Source organism: Wolbachia endosymbiont (group A) of Cydia splendana (genome assembly GCF_947179475.1).
GTDB classification, from domain to species: domain Bacteria; phylum Pseudomonadota; class Alphaproteobacteria; order Rickettsiales; family Anaplasmataceae; genus Wolbachia; species Wolbachia pipientis.
Genome location: NZ_CAMXBP010000001.1, coordinates 883,834 through 903,389, shown reverse-complemented (window position 1 = coordinate 903,389; position 19,556 = coordinate 883,834). Strand labels below are relative to the sequence as shown.

At 33.6% G+C, this 19,556-nt stretch carries 16 protein-coding genes and 3 pseudogenes; 8 read left to right on the top strand and 11 right to left on the bottom strand.

The features are described 5' to 3' along the window. Positions 1-261: 261 nt before the first annotated feature. The 4 genes from OM961_RS04495 to OM961_RS04480 all read right to left on the bottom strand — a co-directional run bounded on the left by OM961_RS04495 (position 262) and on the right by OM961_RS04480 (position 5,913). Positions 262-2,007, bottom strand: a complete 1,746-nt coding sequence (locus OM961_RS04495) for a type I secretion system permease/ATPase (RefSeq protein WP_065094799.1) — start codon at positions 2,005-2,007, stop codon at positions 262-264. 690 nt (positions 2,008-2,697) lie between these two features. After that, a complete protein-coding gene (gene lgt / locus OM961_RS04490; RefSeq protein ID WP_006280508.1) occupies positions 2,698-3,489 on the bottom strand; it encodes a prolipoprotein diacylglyceryl transferase in 792 nt (263 codons plus the stop codon). A gap of 6 nt (positions 3,490-3,495) precedes the next feature. Further along, on the bottom strand, positions 3,496-3,945 hold the full coding sequence (gene smpB / locus OM961_RS04485) for an SsrA-binding protein SmpB (RefSeq protein ID WP_264339490.1): 450 nt from the start codon (positions 3,943-3,945) through the stop codon (positions 3,496-3,498). A gap of 120 nt (positions 3,946-4,065) precedes the next feature. Beyond that, positions 4,066-5,913 carry an ankyrin repeat domain-containing protein gene (locus tag OM961_RS04480; RefSeq protein ID WP_264339489.1) on the bottom strand — a complete coding sequence of 616 codons (1,848 nt, stop codon included), beginning with the start codon at positions 5,911-5,913 and terminating at the stop codon, positions 4,066-4,068. A 68-nt stretch (positions 5,914-5,981) separates the two neighbouring features. Between OM961_RS04480 and OM961_RS04475 the strand changes: the two genes are divergently transcribed. Beyond that, the gene (locus tag OM961_RS04475) at positions 5,982-6,512 is read left to right on the top strand and encodes a Na+/H+ antiporter subunit E (RefSeq protein WP_006280659.1); all 531 of its coding nucleotides are present in this window, start codon (positions 5,982-5,984) and stop codon (positions 6,510-6,512) included. On the opposite strand, the gene OM961_RS04470 is transcribed toward OM961_RS04475, so the two are convergent. Then, positions 6,505-6,921, bottom strand: a complete 417-nt coding sequence (locus OM961_RS04470) for a hypothetical protein (RefSeq protein ID WP_010082489.1) — start codon at positions 6,919-6,921, stop codon at positions 6,505-6,507. The two genes, OM961_RS04475 and OM961_RS04470, sit on opposite strands and share 8 nt — an antisense overlap. A gap of 304 nt (positions 6,922-7,225) precedes the next feature. Here OM961_RS04470 and purN point away from each other — a divergent pair, with 304 nt between their 5' ends. Continuing rightward, positions 7,226-7,786, top strand: a complete 561-nt coding sequence (purN, locus tag OM961_RS04465; protein ID WP_010082490.1) for a phosphoribosylglycinamide formyltransferase — start codon at positions 7,226-7,228, stop codon at positions 7,784-7,786. Between the two features lie 9 nt (positions 7,787-7,795). On the opposite strand, the pseudogene OM961_RS04460 reads toward purN, so the two are convergent. Continuing rightward, positions 7,796-9,045, bottom strand: a pseudogene (locus OM961_RS04460) (M16 family metallopeptidase). Then, a pseudogene (locus tag OM961_RS04455) lies at positions 9,032-9,241 on the bottom strand (insulinase family protein); the annotation flags it as partial. The pseudogenes OM961_RS04455 and OM961_RS04460, both read right to left, overlap by 14 nt. Positions 9,242-9,332: 91 nt before the next feature. Between OM961_RS04455 and OM961_RS04450 the strand changes: the two are divergent. Further along, positions 9,333-10,658: an IS4 family transposase gene (locus OM961_RS04450; RefSeq protein ID WP_264339118.1), complete on the top strand. Its 1,326-nt coding sequence runs from the start codon at positions 9,333-9,335 to the stop codon at positions 10,656-10,658. A 14-nt stretch (positions 10,659-10,672) separates the two neighbouring features. On the opposite strand, the pseudogene OM961_RS04445 reads toward OM961_RS04450, so the two are convergent. From OM961_RS04445 to ribF, 3 genes and pseudogenes are all read right to left on the bottom strand, one after another. Next, positions 10,673-11,813 (bottom strand): annotated as a pseudogene (locus tag OM961_RS04445) (M16 family metallopeptidase); the annotation flags it as partial. 29 nt (positions 11,814-11,842) lie between these two features. After that, positions 11,843-12,319, bottom strand: a complete 477-nt coding sequence (lspA, locus tag OM961_RS04440; protein WP_006279329.1) for a signal peptidase II — start codon at positions 12,317-12,319, stop codon at positions 11,843-11,845. Continuing rightward, positions 12,316-13,248, bottom strand: a complete 933-nt coding sequence (ribF, locus tag OM961_RS04435) for a riboflavin biosynthesis protein RibF (protein ID WP_182309507.1) — start codon at positions 13,246-13,248, stop codon at positions 12,316-12,318. Before ribF ends, lspA begins: the two co-directional genes overlap by 4 nt. Positions 13,249-13,316: 68 nt before the next feature. Here ribF and grxC point away from each other — a divergent pair, with 68 nt between their 5' ends. From grxC to OM961_RS04410, 5 genes are all read left to right on the top strand, one after another. After that, complete coding sequence (gene grxC / locus OM961_RS04430) at positions 13,317-13,655, top strand: glutaredoxin 3 (RefSeq protein ID WP_007550037.1); 339 nt, start codon at positions 13,317-13,319, stop codon at positions 13,653-13,655. A gap of 115 nt (positions 13,656-13,770) precedes the next feature. Then, positions 13,771-14,643 carry a hypothetical protein gene (locus tag OM961_RS04425; RefSeq protein ID WP_007550039.1) on the top strand — a complete coding sequence of 291 codons (873 nt, stop codon included), beginning with the start codon at positions 13,771-13,773 and terminating at the stop codon, positions 14,641-14,643. An 846-nt stretch (positions 14,644-15,489) separates the two neighbouring features. Further along, positions 15,490-16,089: a peroxiredoxin gene (locus OM961_RS04420; RefSeq protein WP_012673206.1), complete on the top strand. Its 600-nt coding sequence runs from the start codon at positions 15,490-15,492 to the stop codon at positions 16,087-16,089. Further along, a complete protein-coding gene (gene trxB, locus OM961_RS04415) occupies positions 16,076-17,023 on the top strand; it encodes a thioredoxin-disulfide reductase (protein ID WP_264339488.1) in 948 nt (315 codons plus the stop codon). The genes OM961_RS04420 and trxB overlap by 14 nt, the downstream gene beginning before the upstream one ends. 89 nt (positions 17,024-17,112) lie before the next feature. Next, entirely contained in the window at positions 17,113-18,630 is a 1,518-nt protein-coding gene (locus OM961_RS04410) for an ankyrin repeat domain-containing protein (RefSeq protein ID WP_264339487.1), read from the top strand. Here OM961_RS04410 and OM961_RS04405 read toward each other — a convergent pair. Next, positions 18,627-19,556, bottom strand: coding sequence for a tyrosine recombinase XerC (locus OM961_RS04405; RefSeq protein ID WP_264339486.1), 930 nt, complete (start codon positions 19,554-19,556; stop codon positions 18,627-18,629). The two genes, OM961_RS04410 and OM961_RS04405, sit on opposite strands and share 4 nt — an antisense overlap.

The following is a 19,556-nucleotide window of genomic DNA, read 5'->3' as shown; positions in this document are numbered from 1 at the left end:
TTTATATTATAATTTTTTTATAAAATTACCACTAATATTAAGTTATTTAGATAACAAATTAAGAAAATTCATTAAGACGAATTTGTTGTTTTTCAAATTGTAGGTAAACCTAAGCCACTTTAGCTATATCTGCCGATTGACTTTAATTAATAAGAGTTATTAATCTATTTACTATTCTTGTAATATTATTTCTAATGGTAAAGAAATATATATTTTTCTGGAACAGTTGTTATTTCAGATACAGAATTTATTGTAAGTAAACTAACCATTTGCTGAAGAGCGCTCATCTTCTGTGGTACTTGATGATGGAGCAACTAATTTGCTCAAAATCTCATCTTTTGGTCCCATAGCGTAAATGACACCATCTGACATGAGGATCACCTTATCAACTACGGACAATAACGGTAGCTTGTGAGTGATGATAACAGTAGTAGTATTTTGTTTTCTTGCAATGCCAATTGCATTAATTAAGCATGCCTCTCCATTGCTATCTAAGTTAGCGTTTGGTTCATCAAGTACTAAAAGTTTTGTGTGACCATAAAAAGCTCTGGCAAGTCCAAGAAGCTGTTTTTGGCCGCCAGAGAGCGTTACTCCTCCAGGACCTCCTATTGTTGTATCATATCCATTTGGTAAGCTTAGTATTAGTTCATGTATTCCTGCAATTTTTGCTGCTTTGATTATTTCTTCAGGATTTGGATCTGGCCTCATGCGAGCAATATTAGCTTTGACACTAGTGTTAAATAACTCAATATCCTGAGGTAAGTAGCCAACATAATTACCAAAATTTTCTCGATTCCAAGTATATACATCAGCGCCATCTAGTCTGACTACACCAGATATTGGCTTCCATACACCAACAGTTAATTTTGCGATAGTGGATTTACCAGAAGCACTTGCACCAATAACACCAACTACATCTCCAGGATCTATAATGAATGATATTCCTTTTACTGTCGGCTTATTGCTTCCATAAGGAGTAAAAAATACTCTATCAAATTCCAATTTTCCTTCAGGTTCTGGTAGAGCCATCGTTTGCTCTCTTTTTGGCGATGTTAATATAAGTCTTTGTAGCCTTCCATATGACATTCTAGCCTGATTTAAAAACTTCCAAGTATGAACCGCAGCATCAAATGGTGCTAATACTCTACCCATTAAAATTGAAGCAGCGATGATGCTACCGGCAGTCTTATGAGCTGTGATTGCAAGTAATGCACCTGTTCCAATCACTGATATTTGCAGAGTTGAGCGCAAAAATTTAGTGATTCCAGTAATTACATTAGAGCGATTTTGTGCTTTAATTTGCATTGCTCGGTTCTGATCATTTCGTTTACACCAATCAGAGACTATGAATTCTGACATGCCCATAGCTTCAACCACTTCTGCATTTCTTGTTGCAACATCTATAGCATTGATATTCCGTATAGTTTCTTCGTTGGTTTCTTGTAATATTCGTTTAGTGGCAAGTTCATTCCATATTGCCATAGAGACTAATATAATAATTCCAGTAATAGCTATAAACCCCGTGGAGGTATGTATCATGAAAATCACAACAAGGTAAATTAACGACCATGGAGTATCAAACAGTGAGAATATACCATTTCCTGTAATGAAATTTTTTATCACTCCGAGATCTCGTATTGCTTCACCACTTGAAGTTGAGCTCTGCACTGACGTTAGCCTGATTGACCTTACTATCAGATCTGGTGTTGCAGTTTTATCGATCCAATCACCTATTTTTGCCATGGCTAAATATCGACAAGTTTCAAGCATTGCAGAACATGCAAATGCAGATAAAGTGATAATTGTCAGCATAGTTAGTGTTGATACACTTTCGCTCGATATCACCCGATCAAGCACTTGAGAGGTATAAAGTGGTAGGAATAACATTAATAAATTGATTCCCGCACTAAACCAAAAGATAAACCAAAATGCACTTTTGCATTTTTCTAGGCAAATATATAGAGTACTTTGCTTCAATTCTTTTTTTATTGATGGCGTAATTTCCACAATCTTCCTCTTAATTTGATTACATGCACCATATACAATTTTTATTACAAAAATATTAATAACGGTAGTTAGCTTACTTTAAGTGAGTAAAATATTAATATATGTGAATAGGAAATATAAACAATGGTAAAAAGAAGTATAGTTAATATTTCCTTCATTGCCTATAGCGAAGCTACGTCATACCGCGATTCATTCCATAGCTGTACGAACATTCATTTTTGAAGGTAAACTGCACAGCAAATGGTGTCATGAAAGTAGCTGACACTGGGATGGCTTTGTTGCATCGCTACTTATGAAAGGCTAACTATAATTAGGATTATAAGCAACTTATTGAAAATCTTGTTTTTTTGCAATCAATCTGATCAAATTTAAGAATAGTAATTTGTTATTTATATTAATAAATTTAATTCTATTGAAAATAGCTAAAGCATTGAAATTCTTGAATTTTAGCCAGATTAGTGAGTGGTAGTGAAATTTCTTTTACTCAAATTTAGGTATTCACTGACCGTTCTTGTTATAAATACCAGAATAATAAGCTACTGATATTCTCCACCTTTTTTATCTTTAATCCATCATAGCTAGCGATGCAACAAAGCCCACCGATTCATTCTACTGCAACGCAGAAAATTCGTACAATTGTGCATAATGTGGGGCTTCTGGCTACATTTTTCTATTGAACTCACCTTTTCTCTATGTGACAGATTTCGTATTAAATTTTAAATTTAATGCGCCTAGATATACAAGCATTCCTAGCAAAACCATAGGTATAGAAAGCAACTGCCCCATAGTTAAATCAAGCCACAAATAGCCAATTTGATAGTCTGGTTCGCGAAAAAACTCAACGAAAAAACGTGCTATTCCATACCACATAACTGCAATACCAGTTAACGCACCGTGATACAGTCTTATTCTAGTTAAGAAAAACAGTGAATTTGCAACTGCAAAAAGTAGCAGTCCTTCAAAAAGTGCCTCATAAAGCTGGCTTGGATGATGCAGCAAATTATCACCACTCTCTGGAAATACCATACCCCATGGCATAGTTGTAACTCTGCCAAATAACTCTCCGTTTATAAAATTGCCTATGCGACCTAAAAATAAACCTATGGGAACTCCGCAAGAAACTAGGTCCAGTGCATAAAATATAGGAATGTTATGTCTTCTGCAGGAGATTATTACTGCAAGCAAAACTCCTATAGCACCGCCATGAAATGACATCCCTCCTTCCCAGGTCTTCAATATCTCGATAGGGTTGCTTATATAAAGAACTGGATCATATATCAATACGTAGCCAAGTCTACCTCCAAGGATAATACCTACAATAGTGGCTGTTAATAACGAATCATAAAAATTCTTAGTAAATATTTTTTGGTCATCTAGCCTATGTAAATACCAATATGCAAACACTATACCCAAAACGTAGGCTAAGGAATACCAATATATAGAAACAGGACCGATGCTGAAAATTACTGGATTTAAAGACATATTTTGCTATAAATTATTTTTAGACAATCTACTTTTTTCACGATCCCACTCTCTCTGTTTTATGGTTGCTCTCTTATCGTAGAGTTTTTTTCCTTTTACAATGGCAATTTTAGTTTTTGCAAATCCTTTATCGTTAAAATAGACCGAAAGCGGCACAACAGTTATCTCAGCAGTCTTGATTTGACCAATTAGTTTATTTATCTCCTTTTTATGCAAGAGTAATTTACGTTCCCTTTTTGGTTTATGATTTTTTCGGTTCGCAGCTTTATATTCTGCAATATGCATATTGTGCAGCCATACTTCGCTATTCTTTTCAACAACGTAGGCGTCGGAAATATTTACTTTTCTTTCTCTTAGCGATTTAACTTCACTGCTTAATAAGACCATACCCGCTTCAAATTCTTCTAAGATGAAATATTCAAACCTTGCTTTCCTATTTTCTGCAATAACTTCCATATCTAAAGATATCTTTAAGCTTCAATATATTACAGAGTTTTTGACTTAATTCATAATAAAACAGTTATCCCAATAAATATAAGGTGCCAGGCTAGTCTGATAGCAACAGGATAACAAAAATCAAGTAAGTGCTTTTTCTGTCTCTCTAGGCACAAGTTCCTTTACTTCTTTCATTTCAGTTTTAGGCTTTGACATTATATATTGACCAGCACCAACTATGAGCGCAGATCCTGCAGCTAGTCCAATTATTGCTGGTACAGATAGGGCAGTAGCAAATGCAAGTGCAACACCAACTATCACTGCAGTTACAAAACACACAATAACACCTTTTACAATTGCATTTTTTGCAGATTGTTCTTTTTCTTTCACAATTGCATTTTTTCCAATTTGTTTTTCTTCCTTTTTCTCTGGAAGCTGCATTACATCTTTATTTTCAGTAAGATCCTTTGGCGTTTTTTTATTCTCATTTTTTAACGTTTGCTTTTTTTCCGCTTCCTCTAAAAGCTGAATTATACCTTGATATTTAGTAAGGTCTCTTGGCGTTTTTCCATCAACATCTTTTAATGAAGGGTCTGCTTCAGTGTGTAGCAGAACTTCCACCACTTTTATTTTGCCATTTTCAGCAGCAAGATGTAAAGGAGTACGTCTATCACCATTGTTTGCATTAACCTCTGCTCCTTTTGCGATTAGAGTTTTTACTACATCTTCGTGGCCATTTTTAGCAGCAAGATGTAAAGGAGTACGTCTATCACCATTTTTTGCATTAACCTTTGCTCCTTTTGCGATTAGAGTTTTTACTATATCTTCGTGGCCATTTTCAGCAGCAACATGCAAAGGAGTCCATCTATCAGCATCCTTTATATTAACATCTGCTTTCTCAACTAGAATTTTTACTACCTCTATGTGGTTATTTTCAGCAGCAAGATGTAAAGCAGTACATCTATTATCATTTTCTGCATTAACCTTTGCTCCTTTTTTGATTAGAATGTCTACTACATCTTTATGGCCCTCTCTGGCTGCAAGATGTAAAGGAGTACATCCATCATCATCTTTTGCATTAACGTTTACTCCTTTATTTAATAGGTTTTTCACCTCCTCCTCATTATTATGTTTAACAGCTGAATGCAAAGCTTTGATGTTCTCTTGTGCCTTTAATAGAGCTTCTTTTACCGCTTTATGGCCTTTTTGAGAAGCAAATGTTAAAGGAGTCCATTTATAATGGTCTTTCGCATTAACATCTGCTCCTTTTTCAATTAGAGTTTCTACTATATCTTTGCGGCCATTTGCAGCAGCAAGATGTAAAGAAGTCCACCCATCACTATTTTTTGCATCAACGTTGATTCCTTCTGCTTTTGATAGAACTTGTACTATCTCTTTGTGGCCATTTGTAATAGCAAGATGTAAAGGAGCCCATCCTTTATCATTTTCTGCATTAACATTTGCTCCTTTTCCAATTAGAGTGTTTACTACATTTTTGTGGTTCTTTTCAACAGCAAAATGTAAAGAAGTCCATCCATCACCATTTTTTGCATCAACAATTGCTCCTTTTCCAGTTAGAATGGTTACTACATCTTCGTGGCCATAGTGAGCAGCAATATGTAAAGGAGTAATTTTATTATCATGTTCTGCATTAATATCTGCTCCGTTTTCAATCAGAGCTTTTGCTACATTTGCACAGTTCCAATAAGAAGCAAGATGTAACAATTTGACTTCCTTAGAATTTTGACCACGAGATATAGTAAATATGTAATTTATGCCAGATCCACTATCATTGTCAGGTTTACTCTTTTCCCACTCTTGACATAAATCTGGATCTTCTTCTTGTAACTTAGCTTTTATTTTTTCAACTATATTGTCCTTGCTCAAATCTGAAAGGTCATTTATTTTTTTTAATATTTCCATAAATTTATCATATTCCATAACTTCCTCACTTAAAATACATAACTTAGTTGTTATATCTTTTAACATAGAAGTCAAGAACCTAAATATTCGTTATTATCTTTCCTTAAAGAGTCATTTTAGTTATATTACAGACTATGAAAAACCTCAACTTTAGGAAGGAAATCAAGTTTTTTTCTCTGTCATTTATAATTTTATTTGTTCTATGGACTGTATTGTCTGGTTATTTTGAGCCGTTTTTTATTTTTTGTGGAGTGTTTTCCTGTATATTCACATCGTTTATCTTTAGAAGGTTGATAAACGCTGAAAGAGCTCTTAGCCAGATTTTAAATAGTACGAGTAGACTGTCGTTTTATAAGTTAGTAAGTTATATACCATGGTTAATGTACCAAATCATTTTATCAAGTGTTTATGTAACAAAAAAGGTGCTACAACTCAAATCTAAGCTTGAGCCAATCATTATCCTAAGAAAATGCAAAGGGCATAATGATGAAAGCATTGCGTTATTTGCCAATTCAGTCACAATCACTCCCGGAACTTTAACTATCAATGTTGAAAGTAAGCAGAAAACATATTTCTCTACCATGTATTTGATAGATAAAGATCTTGAAAGCGGCATTTCTGAAATAGAAAATAAAATCTTAAAAATACTACGTTCAGTTAAGTAATTGCTTTAAATAAGTTAACAGCATCCTTATATTCCCTTACAAGACTTTCAAGCATTTCTTTTGGAAGGCTATTGTTAACAATAGAACATAAATAATTATACAAATCTTCTAACCTTAATACGTTATTTCTCTTCTTGCTGTTGAATTTATACGGAAAAATACCTTCCATAACTTCAATAGTAGTAGCCTTGTTTAAAAATACATTTTCACTTGTCACGCTTATTCTTGCTAAAACAGTGTTAATTTCAGGTTCGTCACTCGTATAAAAATCTGATAGCTGAGTTATTCTAATAACGTACAAAGTTACTATTTTTGACAAGCAATTATCAGCATATTCACAATTTTTTATTACCTCCCACTGAGTAACCTGAGATTTACCTATTTTTGCATTGTTCGGTAATTTACTCATTGAACTTTCTCCATTTAATCCAGTGTAATAAATTATACTAATACTTTGTTAAATAAATAATAACGCGATTACAAAAATATATACTTATAGTAGTATATTATATAAAAATAGCACAATATCTAAGCATTAAAGCTAGTTTTAGCTGGGTACATGGGGCTATTCGTTATTTTGTGTTGTCCAGTGAGGTCCAAAATTAGAGGTCCACTTATATAAAGAGTTTAGTCTGCCTTCTTTGCTATAAAATAAGTTTTCCTTTTGAGCTGTTTTGTTAGTATTAACTAAATTCTAAACTAACTGTGCTATAATGAAAAAGATAAAACTCGGAATACTAATTTCAGGTAGGGGGTCGAATATGCAGGCCTTAATAGAAGCATGTCAAGATCAGAATTTTTCCGCAGAAGTTGCATGTGTTATCACAAATAATAGCGAAGCTGCTGGTCTGAAAATAGCAGAGCAAGCAGGAATCTCAGCGTTTATTGTTAAAGATAAACCGCTTGATGCTGGTAAAATTCACGAAATACTTGTTCAACATAAGGTTGATTTAATTTGCCTTGCAGGGTTTATGAGAATTCTCAAAGCTGATTTTCTGAGTAAATGGCATAACAAGGTGATAAATATTCATCCCTCTTTACTTCCGTCTTTTAAAGGCCTAAACGCTCAAGAGCAAGCTCTAAAAGCAGGTGTAAAAATTACAGGTTGTACTGTACATTATGTCACTCCTGAAGTTGATGCTGGAGCCATAATTGCTCAAGTTGTTGTACCAGTGTTACCAGCTGATGATATTCAAAGCCTCTCAGAACGCATTCTAGCTGAGGAGCATAAGTGTTATGTAGAAGCAGTAAGGTCAATAGCAGAAGATATATGACTGTAATAATTATTGACCTTGAGCGTTTTTTCCAACTTCAACAAAAAATAAATTTTCAGGTTCCAGTAAAGAACTTGCCAGTTCGTTTACTTCCTCTAATTTAACATCATTAATGATATTCGCATAATTATTTATACGGTTAACATCACGATCATTTATCTGCATATTATCTAGCAGCGTTGCTGTATTTGTGTTATTGGACAGGAAAAGGACAAGATTATTTACCAAGCCAATTTTTGCATCCTTGAACAATTGTTCGTCAATTCCTTGCTTTTTTATTCTGCTAAATGTATCTTTTACTGCTGATATAGCTTTGCCAGCAGTAGAACTATCAGTACTTATAAATCCAGATATAATATTTCCATGTTTATTGGAAATAATACTTGCATAAACACCATAAGTAATACCCAAGTTTTGCCTCAGTTCTGTCATTAATATTGAATTCAGCCTCATGCCACCAAGTGCATCAATTAAGACACCAGCGTTATAATAATTAGGATCTTCATAAGCTATACCTTTTTGAGCAAAAAGTATCACACTCTGTGGTATATCCATAAAAATATTCTTACTTTCTGCAGAACCAAAATTATTTTTTACAGGTATTTTTCTAACTTTTGATCTTTTTGACGGCAATTTAGATAAATATTTATCTAATAGCGTAATAATTTCTTCTTTTTTTGTACAACCAGCAACACTGATAACTATGTTATCTTTAGCAAAATTACGCTTTATGTATGTTAAAACATCGTCTCTAGTAATGCTCATTATAGTATCAAGAGTACCGTACACACTTTTTGAGTAAGGATGTTTTTTAAACAATAACGTATCTAACTATTCAACCCTTCAGGGTCAACTTTAGGACGCATTATAGTATCGCTCAGTAATGAAATTGCTTCCTCTAGATTGTCAGACAAAGTATTTAATGAAACCCTAAATGCTTCTAAATCAGCAATAAAATTTAAACTAATCCCTTTATCTTCAAGCTTTTTCGCAAAATCTTTGGCATCATTTTTTCCTGCCCCTTCTTGGATTACAAGAGAAGTAAACCAAGCAAGCCCCTGTTTTTCCTTATTCTCATACACATAACCTGCATCCTTGAACGATATATTTAGTGAAACTTTTGGCAAATCATGATTTTCTACAAATAAAAACTTAAATCCTTTACGGGTAGTGACCTCCTCTATATTTAGGTTACCACTTGCTTGTAAATTAAAGCCTAGACAGAAAAAAAATAGAAATATAATTTTACTTATTCTCATTATTATCTCCTTTTGGTAATAAACGACCAATTAACTTATTAGCAGAAAAAATAGCACGGATTTTATTATTTACATCCTCTAGATTGACATCATTAATCTTGCTATATGAAATATCTATTTCATCAAGTGGAATACCAAGTGCAAGGTGTGGCACATAGAACATCGCTATATGAGTTAAGTTAGATAGATTATCAAACCATACGCGTCAAGTTAAGGAAATAAAGGTATGAAAGAGATAGAATAATAAGGTATAAGTTCTCCCAGATATACTTTTAGTGAGAGAACCAATGAATAAAATAACTTGCTTATCAAAAAAGCTCAAAGAATTTTTTAATGAAAAAGCAGAGAAAATCTCAATTACAACAAGGTTTATAAAAAGAAAGAGAAAGCTAAAAGGTTCATCATTCGTAAAAGCCATGGTCTTGGGTAATATAGGAGTTGATAATTGTAGCGTAGAAACAATGTGTCAATTACTAAACGAGGACTCGATAGATATAACAAAACAAGGTTTGGATTTTAGATTTACTGAAGAAGCAGTGGAATTTATGAAAAGGATGTATAATGAATCTGTGATTCTCTTTAAAAATATCTTGCAAGTTGATTGCAAAATCTTACAGCAATTTAATAGTGTTAAATTATTGGACAGTAGCTATATTACTCTACCTAACAGTATGGAAGAGATGTATAAAGGTTATGGTACTAGCTACAGTGGCTATGAAAGCAATACTAAGTCTGGAATAAAGTTACAATTAGTTTTCGACTACATGAATCAGATAATAGACCAACTTAATTTAACGGAGGGGGTAAGATCAGACCAGGGATATAGGAAACATTTAAGTAATATATTAAGCAATGATTTGCTAATATCTGATCTCGGTTATTTTGTGCCAAGTTCTTTTAAACAAATCAATGAAATAGGAGCTTATTTCATAAGTCGTTATAAATCCGATACCAACATATATGATGTAGAAACAAATCAAAAAATGGAGTTATTAGAATGTTTAGAGGATAAGTTATTTTTAGAAAACGAGGTATTGTTAGGAAAAGAAGCAAAAATTAGAGTAAGAATTATATGTCAGAAACTAACTGAAGAACAGTCTATGGCCAGAAGAAGGAAAGCTAATAGATTAGCAAGATCGCAGGGATATACATCCTCTAAAAGAAATCAAAAATTGTTGAACTGGTCAATATTTATAACTAATGTTCCAGAAAATAAAATTAGTGCTGAGCAAGTATTAACGATTTACAGAGTAAGGTGGCAAATTGAGTTATTATTTAAATTGTATAAAAGCCATATCAGGCTTGATAAGCTAAAAGGAAAGCCATGCAGAGTATTATGTGAACTATATGCTAAATTGTGCGCAATTCTTATATTTCACGGCATAGTTGGTTGCACAGAAGTGAAAAAGAATACAGAACTTAGCTTAACAAAGGCATTTATTGAGCTAAAAAGGCGGGTTAGAGAGTTATTTTTAGTATTAACCAAAATTAATAGTTTAAAAGCATTTCTTAAAAAACTCACTATAACTTGGTCGCGATTTTCATTAAAAGACAAACGTAGAAGGGCTAGAGTATCCACTTTAACCTCTCTAAATTTGCTCACAATCTCTTAACTTGACGCGTATGGATTATCAAACTGTGCTGCCTTATACCTATATTTTGAGCTTTGTAATTCCTCGCTCGTCACCCCTTTAGATACGAAGCCATTAATAGCATTATCTAACTCTCTTTCAACAATATCTAAATTAGCGCCACTTTTTGGAATTATCATAATATCAATGTAGCCATCACTAAAAGCTAGGCTATTATAATAAGCAAACACTGATACTGCCACATCTTTATCTAAAACCAAATCTTTATACAGTTTGCTGGATTTGCCGCCACCTAAAATGTCAACCGCTAAATGAGCAGCAGAGGCTTCATTTATGTGATCAAATAAGGGAACACGATAACGAAAATATAAAACTTGATTCTTTTACTTCAGTGCTCTCTAAGGTCACCGATAGACCTGCATTATGCACTGGATCCTGATTTGGGTAATGTCTCATTACAGGCTTAGCTTTAATTTCGCCATATTTTTCTTCTGCTAATTTCACTACTTCATCAAACTCCACATCACCCACAATCAGCAATATTGCATTACCAGGGTGATAATAACTATCGTGAAACCTCACTATGTCATTCTGATTGTAAGTTTTGATATCGCTCTCCCAGCCAATAACAGATCTACCATAGCCATTACGGTAAAATGCACTATCCATTTCTTCCCACAACAAGTTATGAGGTTGGTTATCAAATCTCATTTTTCTTTCTTCCAGTACAATGTTTTTTTCTCTATCTATTTTGTCTTGAGTAACATTAAAGTTTCCCATTCTATCTGCTTCAACTTCCATTGCCAGTGGTAAATCTTTTTTGGGGACCAACTCATAATAACAGGTATATTCTTTAGTGGTAAACGCGTTAAATTGAGCCCCAATGCTACTCATAGTGGCTTCTATATCTGTGAACTTTCCTGTAGTTTCAAACATTAAATGTTCAAAGTAGTGATCCAATCCTGCTTTGCCGATTGGATCATCCATTCCCCCAACTTTGTATATTACTGCATGTAAAACGGCTGGAATCCGATGATTAGAAACAACATAAACATCTAGTCCGTTACTGAGTTTAGTATATTTTATGTTGTGCTCTATGTTTAAAGCATTCGAAGAAATTGGGTAAGTAAAAAAAAGTACAGGTAGTATAAGAAAACTAAAAAACTTATGAAGCATTATTTCGACCTAATATAAAAACAATTATTTTATTCCTCATTTTGTTTAGAAATAAGCATATCGTATATATACCACTTATATAACAATGTAAACATTCCACAAACTATAGATAAATCTGCTAAATTAAAGGCTGGCCAATACCAATCATCAATATGAAAATATATGAAATCATATACAGCTCCCCAATAGATCCTATCAACTACGTTTCCGATTGCTCCACCAATCATCAGAGAAAAACCAAGGTAAGTTGACTGATCGTCAGACTTGTATATCAAATATGCAAGTATACCAATTATTAGTATTGAAAATGCTGAAAAAAAGAAACCGCCATGTGGTAAAGCGCTACACATTCCAAAACTAATACCTGAATTCCAAACTTCAACTAGTTTTATAAAACTAGCGATCTCAATTGATTCTCCTTCATCAATCAATGAGTTTATGTACAATTTGCTCGTTTGGTCAATCAATACTATAATTAATATAACAACTAAGCATAACTTTTTCATAAATTTGCCTTTAACCTATAAACTTTAAGTATATCATAATTTATCTGTTTTGTTAACTCCTCAATACTATGGAATTTTTTTTCTGACCTTATGAATTTTAAAAGTTGTATATTGACTTTATGACTATATACGTCTTCATCAAAATCGAATATGTGCATTTCTATTATAGGCTTTTTCAGATCCTTAAAAGTAGGTCTCATACCAATATTGACTACTCCATATAACCAATTTGGATTACTATCAGGAAAAGTCACTCTAGCGTAATATGTGCCAAATTTAGGTTTTATCATGCAATCTTCTATAGGAATATTTATGGTTGGAAATCCTATTTCTCTACCTCTACATGCACCTTGTGTCACAACACCAGAAACTTGATAAGGCCTGCCGAGCAATTTATTAGCAATTTCTATTTCGCCCCTTTGTACATACTCCCTTATTGAAGAAGAAGAGCAAATTTTGCCGTCAATTATTAATGGCTCTAATTTAGTCAAAGAGTATCCATACGTTTCAGAATATTTCTCTAGAGTTAATATATTACCCAATCGTTTATGACCAAAAGTGCAATTTTCTCCGACAATTATGTGTTTAGCGCCATATTTATCTATTAAAATCTTACTGATAAAGTCATCGCAGCCAACCTCAGAAAAACCTCTATTAAAATTAATAATATACAAGTAATCTATACCATAGCTGCTGATCAGTTCCTTTTTTTGTTCTTGGTCTATTAACCTAAAATTGTTTCTACCAAATAAAACAGTTGATGGGTGAGGCTCAAAAGTTAAAACTGCAGAGGGTAATCCTCTTTCTTGTGCTACCTTCTTTAGAGTAGAAATTGCAAACTCGTGTCCTAAATGAATGCCATCGAAATTTCCGAAGGTTAGTGCTATATTATTTTCTATTCCTTGCTCACAATTATAAATAATTTTCATACAATTTGATGTTTTTACATGTTTCTTATATATAATAACTATATTTTAGTAAGCTACGGAGATAAATTGTGAAAAATGTTGTGATATATGTAAAGAAGGGCTGTCCATACTGCATAAGGGCAAAGGATTTACTAGATAAAAAAGGTGTGAAGTATGAAGAAATTGATGTGCTCAAAAACTCAGATCTATTTAACGACATAAAATCAAAGTATAACGTTAGAACAGTTCCACAGATTTTTATCAACGATAAGCACATTGGGGGGTGTGACAAATTGATGGATCTTGAAAAAGAAGGAAAGTTGGATGATATGCTAAATAATAATGACAATCACACTGATGTCACAACCTACACAAACAGCAATGATGAATGTGGAGAGTGTGTTATACCACATGATGATTTTATGTAACTTTTTATCTTGTTTTGTCGTGTAATACGTAAATGAAAACTAGTATGCTCACTTTAAACAATTCTTAATGAATTAAAAATACAATTCATTAAGTGAGTTTTTTTAGTGGGAAAAAATGACAAAAAATATTTCAATTATTAGCAGAAACTTAATTAGTATCGAATTAGTTAACAAACAAGATTTAGAGAATTTCATCAAGATTTTCACAGTGCTTGATAAACATATAGCAGCTAAAACACTTTTTACAGAAGAAGTGAGAATAGAGTATAAACAACACAACGGCATAGAAGTTGTTGAATTGCTAAAAGATACAGACTTTACATATCATGAGGTTGAAAATGTATTGAACCACCTGAGTAAACATGGAATGAAGGTGCCCAGCAGTGTTATAGCACACACCCTTTTTGCTGCATACAATCATGCACTTGAATTTAAGGATGTAGCATTTTCCTTTTCTGAAGGCTCTCCACAATTTAACATCAGAGTGAGTAAGAACACCTTCATAATAACTCCTATGAGTGAGGAGAATTTGGAATTGAATTCACAAAGTAGCAAGAAATTAATAGAGTCGTTACAGAGCGAAAAAAATATTTATGATTGTATAGTAGAAGAAAATACCATTAAAGTTATAGTGCATTCTGAAATACATCAAGCTATAAATTTGATTATAAAATCACTGATAAAGTCTCGCCTTTTAGCAAAAGAGGAAGAAGGAAAATTCAAAGAGAAATTGAGACAACTTGCTTTTAAGGATCAAGCTTTTGTTGAGTATTCCAGTATCAAAACCATCAGTAGGTATCCACATAATCATCCTCTGAGAAAGCATGAAAGTGTTACTAAGGATATAGAAAATATTTTATGTGATTTCATAGCAAATGAGAATAGCGAGTTCGCTATAGAGCGGTTAAATAGGCTGAGCTCAGCAGTTTCTCCGGATACTCCAAGAATCATCACTAAAACTATAGATAAACTTGTTAAGTTTCACTAAGATATACGAGAGCCAATAGATTTCTTGTATTACCTTTTGTCATCCAAGTAGCCTTGGCTACTTGGTTCTTTTTTTGGGTTCCAGCTATGTACATAGCTGTATGAACATTGTAGCCGTTATTCAAGTAGCCCGCAGAAGCGAAAAACTTACTTGACAAACTCCGCCAACTCCCTTATCATGAAACTGAAGCTATTTATTTATCTTCTCTGTACAGATTAAATGACAAAAAAACTCACGTATCTGGCGTCTCATGTTTAATTTTTTGCACTATGTGCACCTTATGTCTTTATAAAACTTCTAGGTTTTTACCTAATATAAGCTAAAATGCGCTTATAAAGCATTTAAAACATAAAAAAACGCCAACTTAAAAAATGGATAGTGAATAACTAGCTACCCTAGGGTTTCTTTTGCCTTTTTTTCTGTTTAGTAAATTTCTTAATGTTTATAATTTAGATTAGTTGCGGCTTAAAAGCAACTGAATCGCGGTTATTAAACGTTTAGAATAAAAAAACGCCATACTTGAAAGTATAATGTAAGTAATTAGCCAACCACGGGGCTTCTTTTGCCTTTTTTTTCGTTTGGCAAATTTTTTAACATTTATAGCTAAACGACAACCGTCATCCCGCTACTTGTGAGCGGCTGAGATACCGTGGCGGTATGACGGTTCGCGGTGGCATGACGTAGAATTTTATACTCACCAACTCAGTATTCCAACCTGGATTGTATCTTATCGGTAAAAAAGAAGAGCTATTTTAGGAAGTTTTTATAGGACTAAAACCAAAGAAAACTTGCATATAAGTTTATCAAGATGTAAAATTAAAGTTATTTTAAAAGAATAGGTTAATTATGAATCTTGTAACAAAATCTGCTATCGATTTTACTGCTTCATCTGTTCTCTCTGACGGAGAAATTGTTGATGATTTCTGTCTGAGTAAGCGCATAAAAAATAAGTATGCTGTCCTTTTTTTCTATCCACTTGATTTTACTTTTGTTTGCCCAACTGAATTGATATCGCTCAATAATAGAATAAATGAGTTTGCAAAGCGTGGTGTTGAAGTGATAGGAATAAGTGTAGATTCAAAATTTTCACATTATAAATGGCGAAACACTCCAGTTAATGATGGTGGTATTGGAGAGATTAGCTACACTTTAGTGTCTGATATCAAAAAGTCTATATCAAGAGACTATGGGGTCTTATATGATGACTCAATTGCGCTGAGAGCAACTTTCGTTATTGATGATAAATTTATTGTACGTCATCAATCGATAAATGATTTGCCTTTAGGGCGTAATATCGATGAATTCGTTAGAATCGTTGATGCAATTAAACATAATGAGGAGCATGGTGAAGTATGTCCAGCAGGGTGGAAGAAAGGTAAGCCAGCAATGCAGGCAAGCGATGAAGGAGTAGCTGATTATCTAAACTCATACAGTGAAGAATTATAAATTTAGTACAAAAGTTCTTATTATTGGATCTGGGGCAGCGGGTTATGCTGCCGCTATATATGCAGCACGTGCAAACTTAGAGCCAATTGTAGTAACGGGAATGCAGCCTGGTGGTCAGCTTACAATTACTACAGATGTTGAAAACTATCCTGGTTTTGTTTCAATACAGGGTCCAGAACTAATGGAGCAAATGAGGTTTCATGCAGAAAAGGTTGGAGCAAAAATAATAGATGATGAGATAAAAAGCGTTGAACAACTTGAGGACTTTAATGAGTATAGATTTAGATCTTCTGGTAATATCAATGACTACTATTCAGATGCAATTATCATTGCATCTGGTGCGCAAGCGAAGTGGCTTGGTTTAGAAAGTGAAAAGAAATTTCAGGGTTATGGGGTTTCAGCTTGTGCGACTTGCGATGGTGCATTTTTTAGGAATAAAGTTGTAGCTGTGATTGGTGGTGGAAACACTGCTGTTGAAGAAGCAATATTTTTAACTCGATTTGCCAAAGAAGTGATATTAATACACAGGCGTGATAAATTAAGAGCGGAAAAAGTAATGCAAGATAGGCTCTTTAAAAATGATAAAATAAAAGTAATGTGGAACCATACCGTAGAGCAGATTCTTGGAGAAGAAAATCCAAAAAGGGTTGCTGGTATTGCGATTAAATCAGCAGAGATCGATAAAACCCAAGAATTAAAAGTGGATGGAGTGTTCATTGCAATCGGGCATGCACCAAATGCGGGTATTTTTAAAGGCTTTGTTGAAATGGATGAGCAGGGTTACATCATTACAAAACCTGGAACAACTTTAACTAGTAGGGCAGGAGTGTTTGCTGCAGGTGATGTTCAAGATAAGGTATATCGTCAAGCAGTAGTTGCAGCAGGAACAGGATGCATGGCTGCGCTTGATGCAGAAAAGTTTTTGGAGTCGTAGTTAATTCTAGGATTTTAGATAAATTGCTTGCAATTTTCCTTTTCTTTTACATAATTATATTAGTAAATCATTAATAAAGAGGGTTTAGTATGCCTTATAGAAACGGTGTAGCATATTATAGAGCTTATGGAGGTGGTGATAACACGGCATCGCAAGCTCGAAATCCGACAACTTCAAGACAGCTAAGTGAATCAACAAAACAGCTATTTAAGGCTATTGATGATGGAAACCTAGAAGATTTTAAAGAAGCTCTGGCAGAGGGTGCGGATGTTAATGCGTTTGATAAAGAAGGCATGACACCTTTGATGTCCATAGTTACTAATTTGTCTGCAGGCTCTGAAACAGAAAAAGAATATCAGAATATGATTAGGTTGCTCCTACTGCACCGGAGCATAGATGTTAATATTTCTGAACAAAATAATAACAATACAGTTTTGCATCTAGCAATGTGCTTTCAACAAAAGAAAACTTTACAACTCTTACTAAGTCATCCAAACATAAACACTTATCTAACCAATAAAAACCATCAAAATCCTGAGGAATGTGCTAGACAAAATCGTGCTGGGCATTTGATAATAGAAATACAAAAAGCACAGAAAGGAAAAGAATTATTAGCTGCTCTTTCTAGCGGAAATATTTGCCAAGCGAAAACACTATTGAATCAAGAGCTTCATCCTAATTGCTGGAGAAGAACCCAAGATGGAAGAATAAAAACACCACTTAGCTTAATTATTCGATTATGTTTACGAACGATAACAGAAGATGAAAAAGAAGTATTGACAAAACTTTTAAAACATAAAGACCTAGATTTTAGTTACGAGCAGTATGCACAATTAAAGCAAACAATTGAACAAGCTATTCAGAGCCGATTAACTGATACTATTAATAGAAAAGATTTAGATGATGTGAAAAAATTAGTAGAAGATAATTGTTTTATAAATCGTGCAGTTGTTACTGCTGCATTGGGGGGTGTTGATAATCCAGTTAACTCTATTAAAGATTATTTAAATGAAAAATTTCCTGCAAATACGAATAATATACCAGAAGATTTTGAGAAGTTTTTACAAGGGCTTGAAAGAACAAAAGCTCAACTTGTAGAGAAAGAGCAAGAGCTAACGAATAAAACTAGCAAAATTTCACTATTAGAAAGAGATTTAGGGCAAGTAAGACAGGAAAAATCGGCTCAAAAAACAAAAATCAATGATCTAAATAGTGAAGTAACTCGACTTAATAGAATTGTGTATGGAAGAGCAAGCGACACTGTCGAAATTTTACAATTAAAAAGAGATTTGAAACAAGTAAGGGAAGAAAGAGATAGGCTTTCATCAGAAAATAGACTACTCCGTAGTAATAAAAACGAAAAATCCTCGCAAGCAATTTCTTCTGGTAGAAAACTAAGCAACTACGCTTCTGCATGTTTTATATTGCTTGGAGTATATACTGTTGTTGCATGTTTAGTAATAGAAGATTATCCAGGGATAATAAGTGCTTTCTTTACAGCAGTTGCACTGGCTTTTTTTTTATTAGGATGTTGTAATTTATATAAAGCAAACACAATACTTAGTGATGTTGAAAGCACTCAGCTTGGTGGTTTAGAACGAAGTTAAAGTTTTGATTTCTTCTCCAGGCCCTGCTGAAAATTTTTGTACATGTTAAAAACATCTTGATAATTGAGGTGAGTGTAAATTTGAGTAGTTTCCAGGCTTGAGTGACCAAGCAGTTGTTGTATTGATCTTATGTCAATATCTTCCTGAAGCAAATGAGTAGCAAAACTATGGCGAAATGCATGTGGAGATAAAATTTCTGGTAAATTTAACATTCTCCTTATTTTTTGCAAACGATTGGCCACATAAGTTCTTCCCAATTTTTTTCCTCTTACTCCCAAAAAAAGATATTGTGCTTCATCATTAATGCCAAGATAAGGACAGGCTTTTACATATTCCTGTATACATTTTTTTACTACCGGAAGAATGAATACCTGCCTTTGTTTATCTCCCTTACCTGTTACTATTAAACTTTCATTGTTAATATCACTAACCCTAAGGTTCAACGCTTCACTGATTCTTAAGCCTGTACCATATAGCAGGACGATAATCGCAATTTCTCTTTTTACCACCCAAGGTTCACCCAGGTCGGATAGTTTCATTTCTTTCAATAAAGTTTTTATATTAGGTATTGATAATGCTTTGGGCAGAGTTCTTCTCTGAATTGGCCTTGATAAGGAAAATACAGCTTCATTGTCTATATTGTGGTTATTTTTTATGTACTTGAAGAAATTTCTGATTACTGAGAGTGCTCGAGTGTTGGATCTTGCGTTTACACCTCTTGCGTAACGAGAGGTAAGCCAACTTCTTAACTCAGGTATGCTTAAATTTTTCAGAGTACCAACATTTACTTCTCCACCAATGTGAGTATTTAGGAAACTTATAAGATCCTTCAAGTCCCTCATGTATGATTCCAAAGTGTTTGGTGAATAAGATCTGTTGCACCTCAGCCACTCATACCATTTTTCAATGATTGAACCGAGGTCCAC

What these genes read in the sequence shown, in the direction of transcription:
- lgt (WP_006280508.1), bottom strand. Translation starts at nt 3,489, where the DNA reads ATGTCTTTAAATCCAGTAATTTTCAGCATCGGTCCTGTTTCTATATAT.
- smpB (WP_264339490.1), bottom strand. Translation starts at nt 3,945, where the DNA reads ATGGAAGTTATTGCAGAAAATAGGAAAGCAAGGTTTGAATATTTCATC.
- OM961_RS04480 (WP_264339489.1), bottom strand. Translation starts at nt 5,913, where the DNA reads ATGTTAAAAGATATAACAACTAAGTTATGTATTTTAAGTGAGGAAGTT.
- OM961_RS04475 (WP_006280659.1), top strand. Translation starts at nt 5,982, where the DNA reads ATGAAAAACCTCAACTTTAGGAAGGAAATCAAGTTTTTTTCTCTGTCA.
- OM961_RS04470 (WP_010082489.1), bottom strand. Translation starts at nt 6,921, where the DNA reads ATGAGTAAATTACCGAACAATGCAAAAATAGGTAAATCTCAGGTTACT.
- purN (WP_010082490.1), top strand. Translation starts at nt 7,226, where the DNA reads ATGAAAAAGATAAAACTCGGAATACTAATTTCAGGTAGGGGGTCGAAT.
- OM961_RS04450 (WP_264339118.1), top strand. Translation starts at nt 9,333, where the DNA reads ATGAATAAAATAACTTGCTTATCAAAAAAGCTCAAAGAATTTTTTAAT.
- lspA (WP_006279329.1), bottom strand. Translation starts at nt 12,319, where the DNA reads ATGAAAAAGTTATGCTTAGTTGTTATATTAATTATAGTATTGATTGAC.
- ribF (WP_182309507.1), bottom strand. Translation starts at nt 13,248, where the DNA reads ATGAAAATTATTTATAATTGTGAGCAAGGAATAGAAAATAATATAGCA.
- OM961_RS04425 (WP_007550039.1), top strand. Translation starts at nt 13,771, where the DNA reads ATGACAAAAAATATTTCAATTATTAGCAGAAACTTAATTAGTATCGAA.
- OM961_RS04420 (WP_012673206.1), top strand. Translation starts at nt 15,490, where the DNA reads ATGAATCTTGTAACAAAATCTGCTATCGATTTTACTGCTTCATCTGTT.
- OM961_RS04410 (WP_264339487.1), top strand. Translation starts at nt 17,113, where the DNA reads ATGCCTTATAGAAACGGTGTAGCATATTATAGAGCTTATGGAGGTGGT.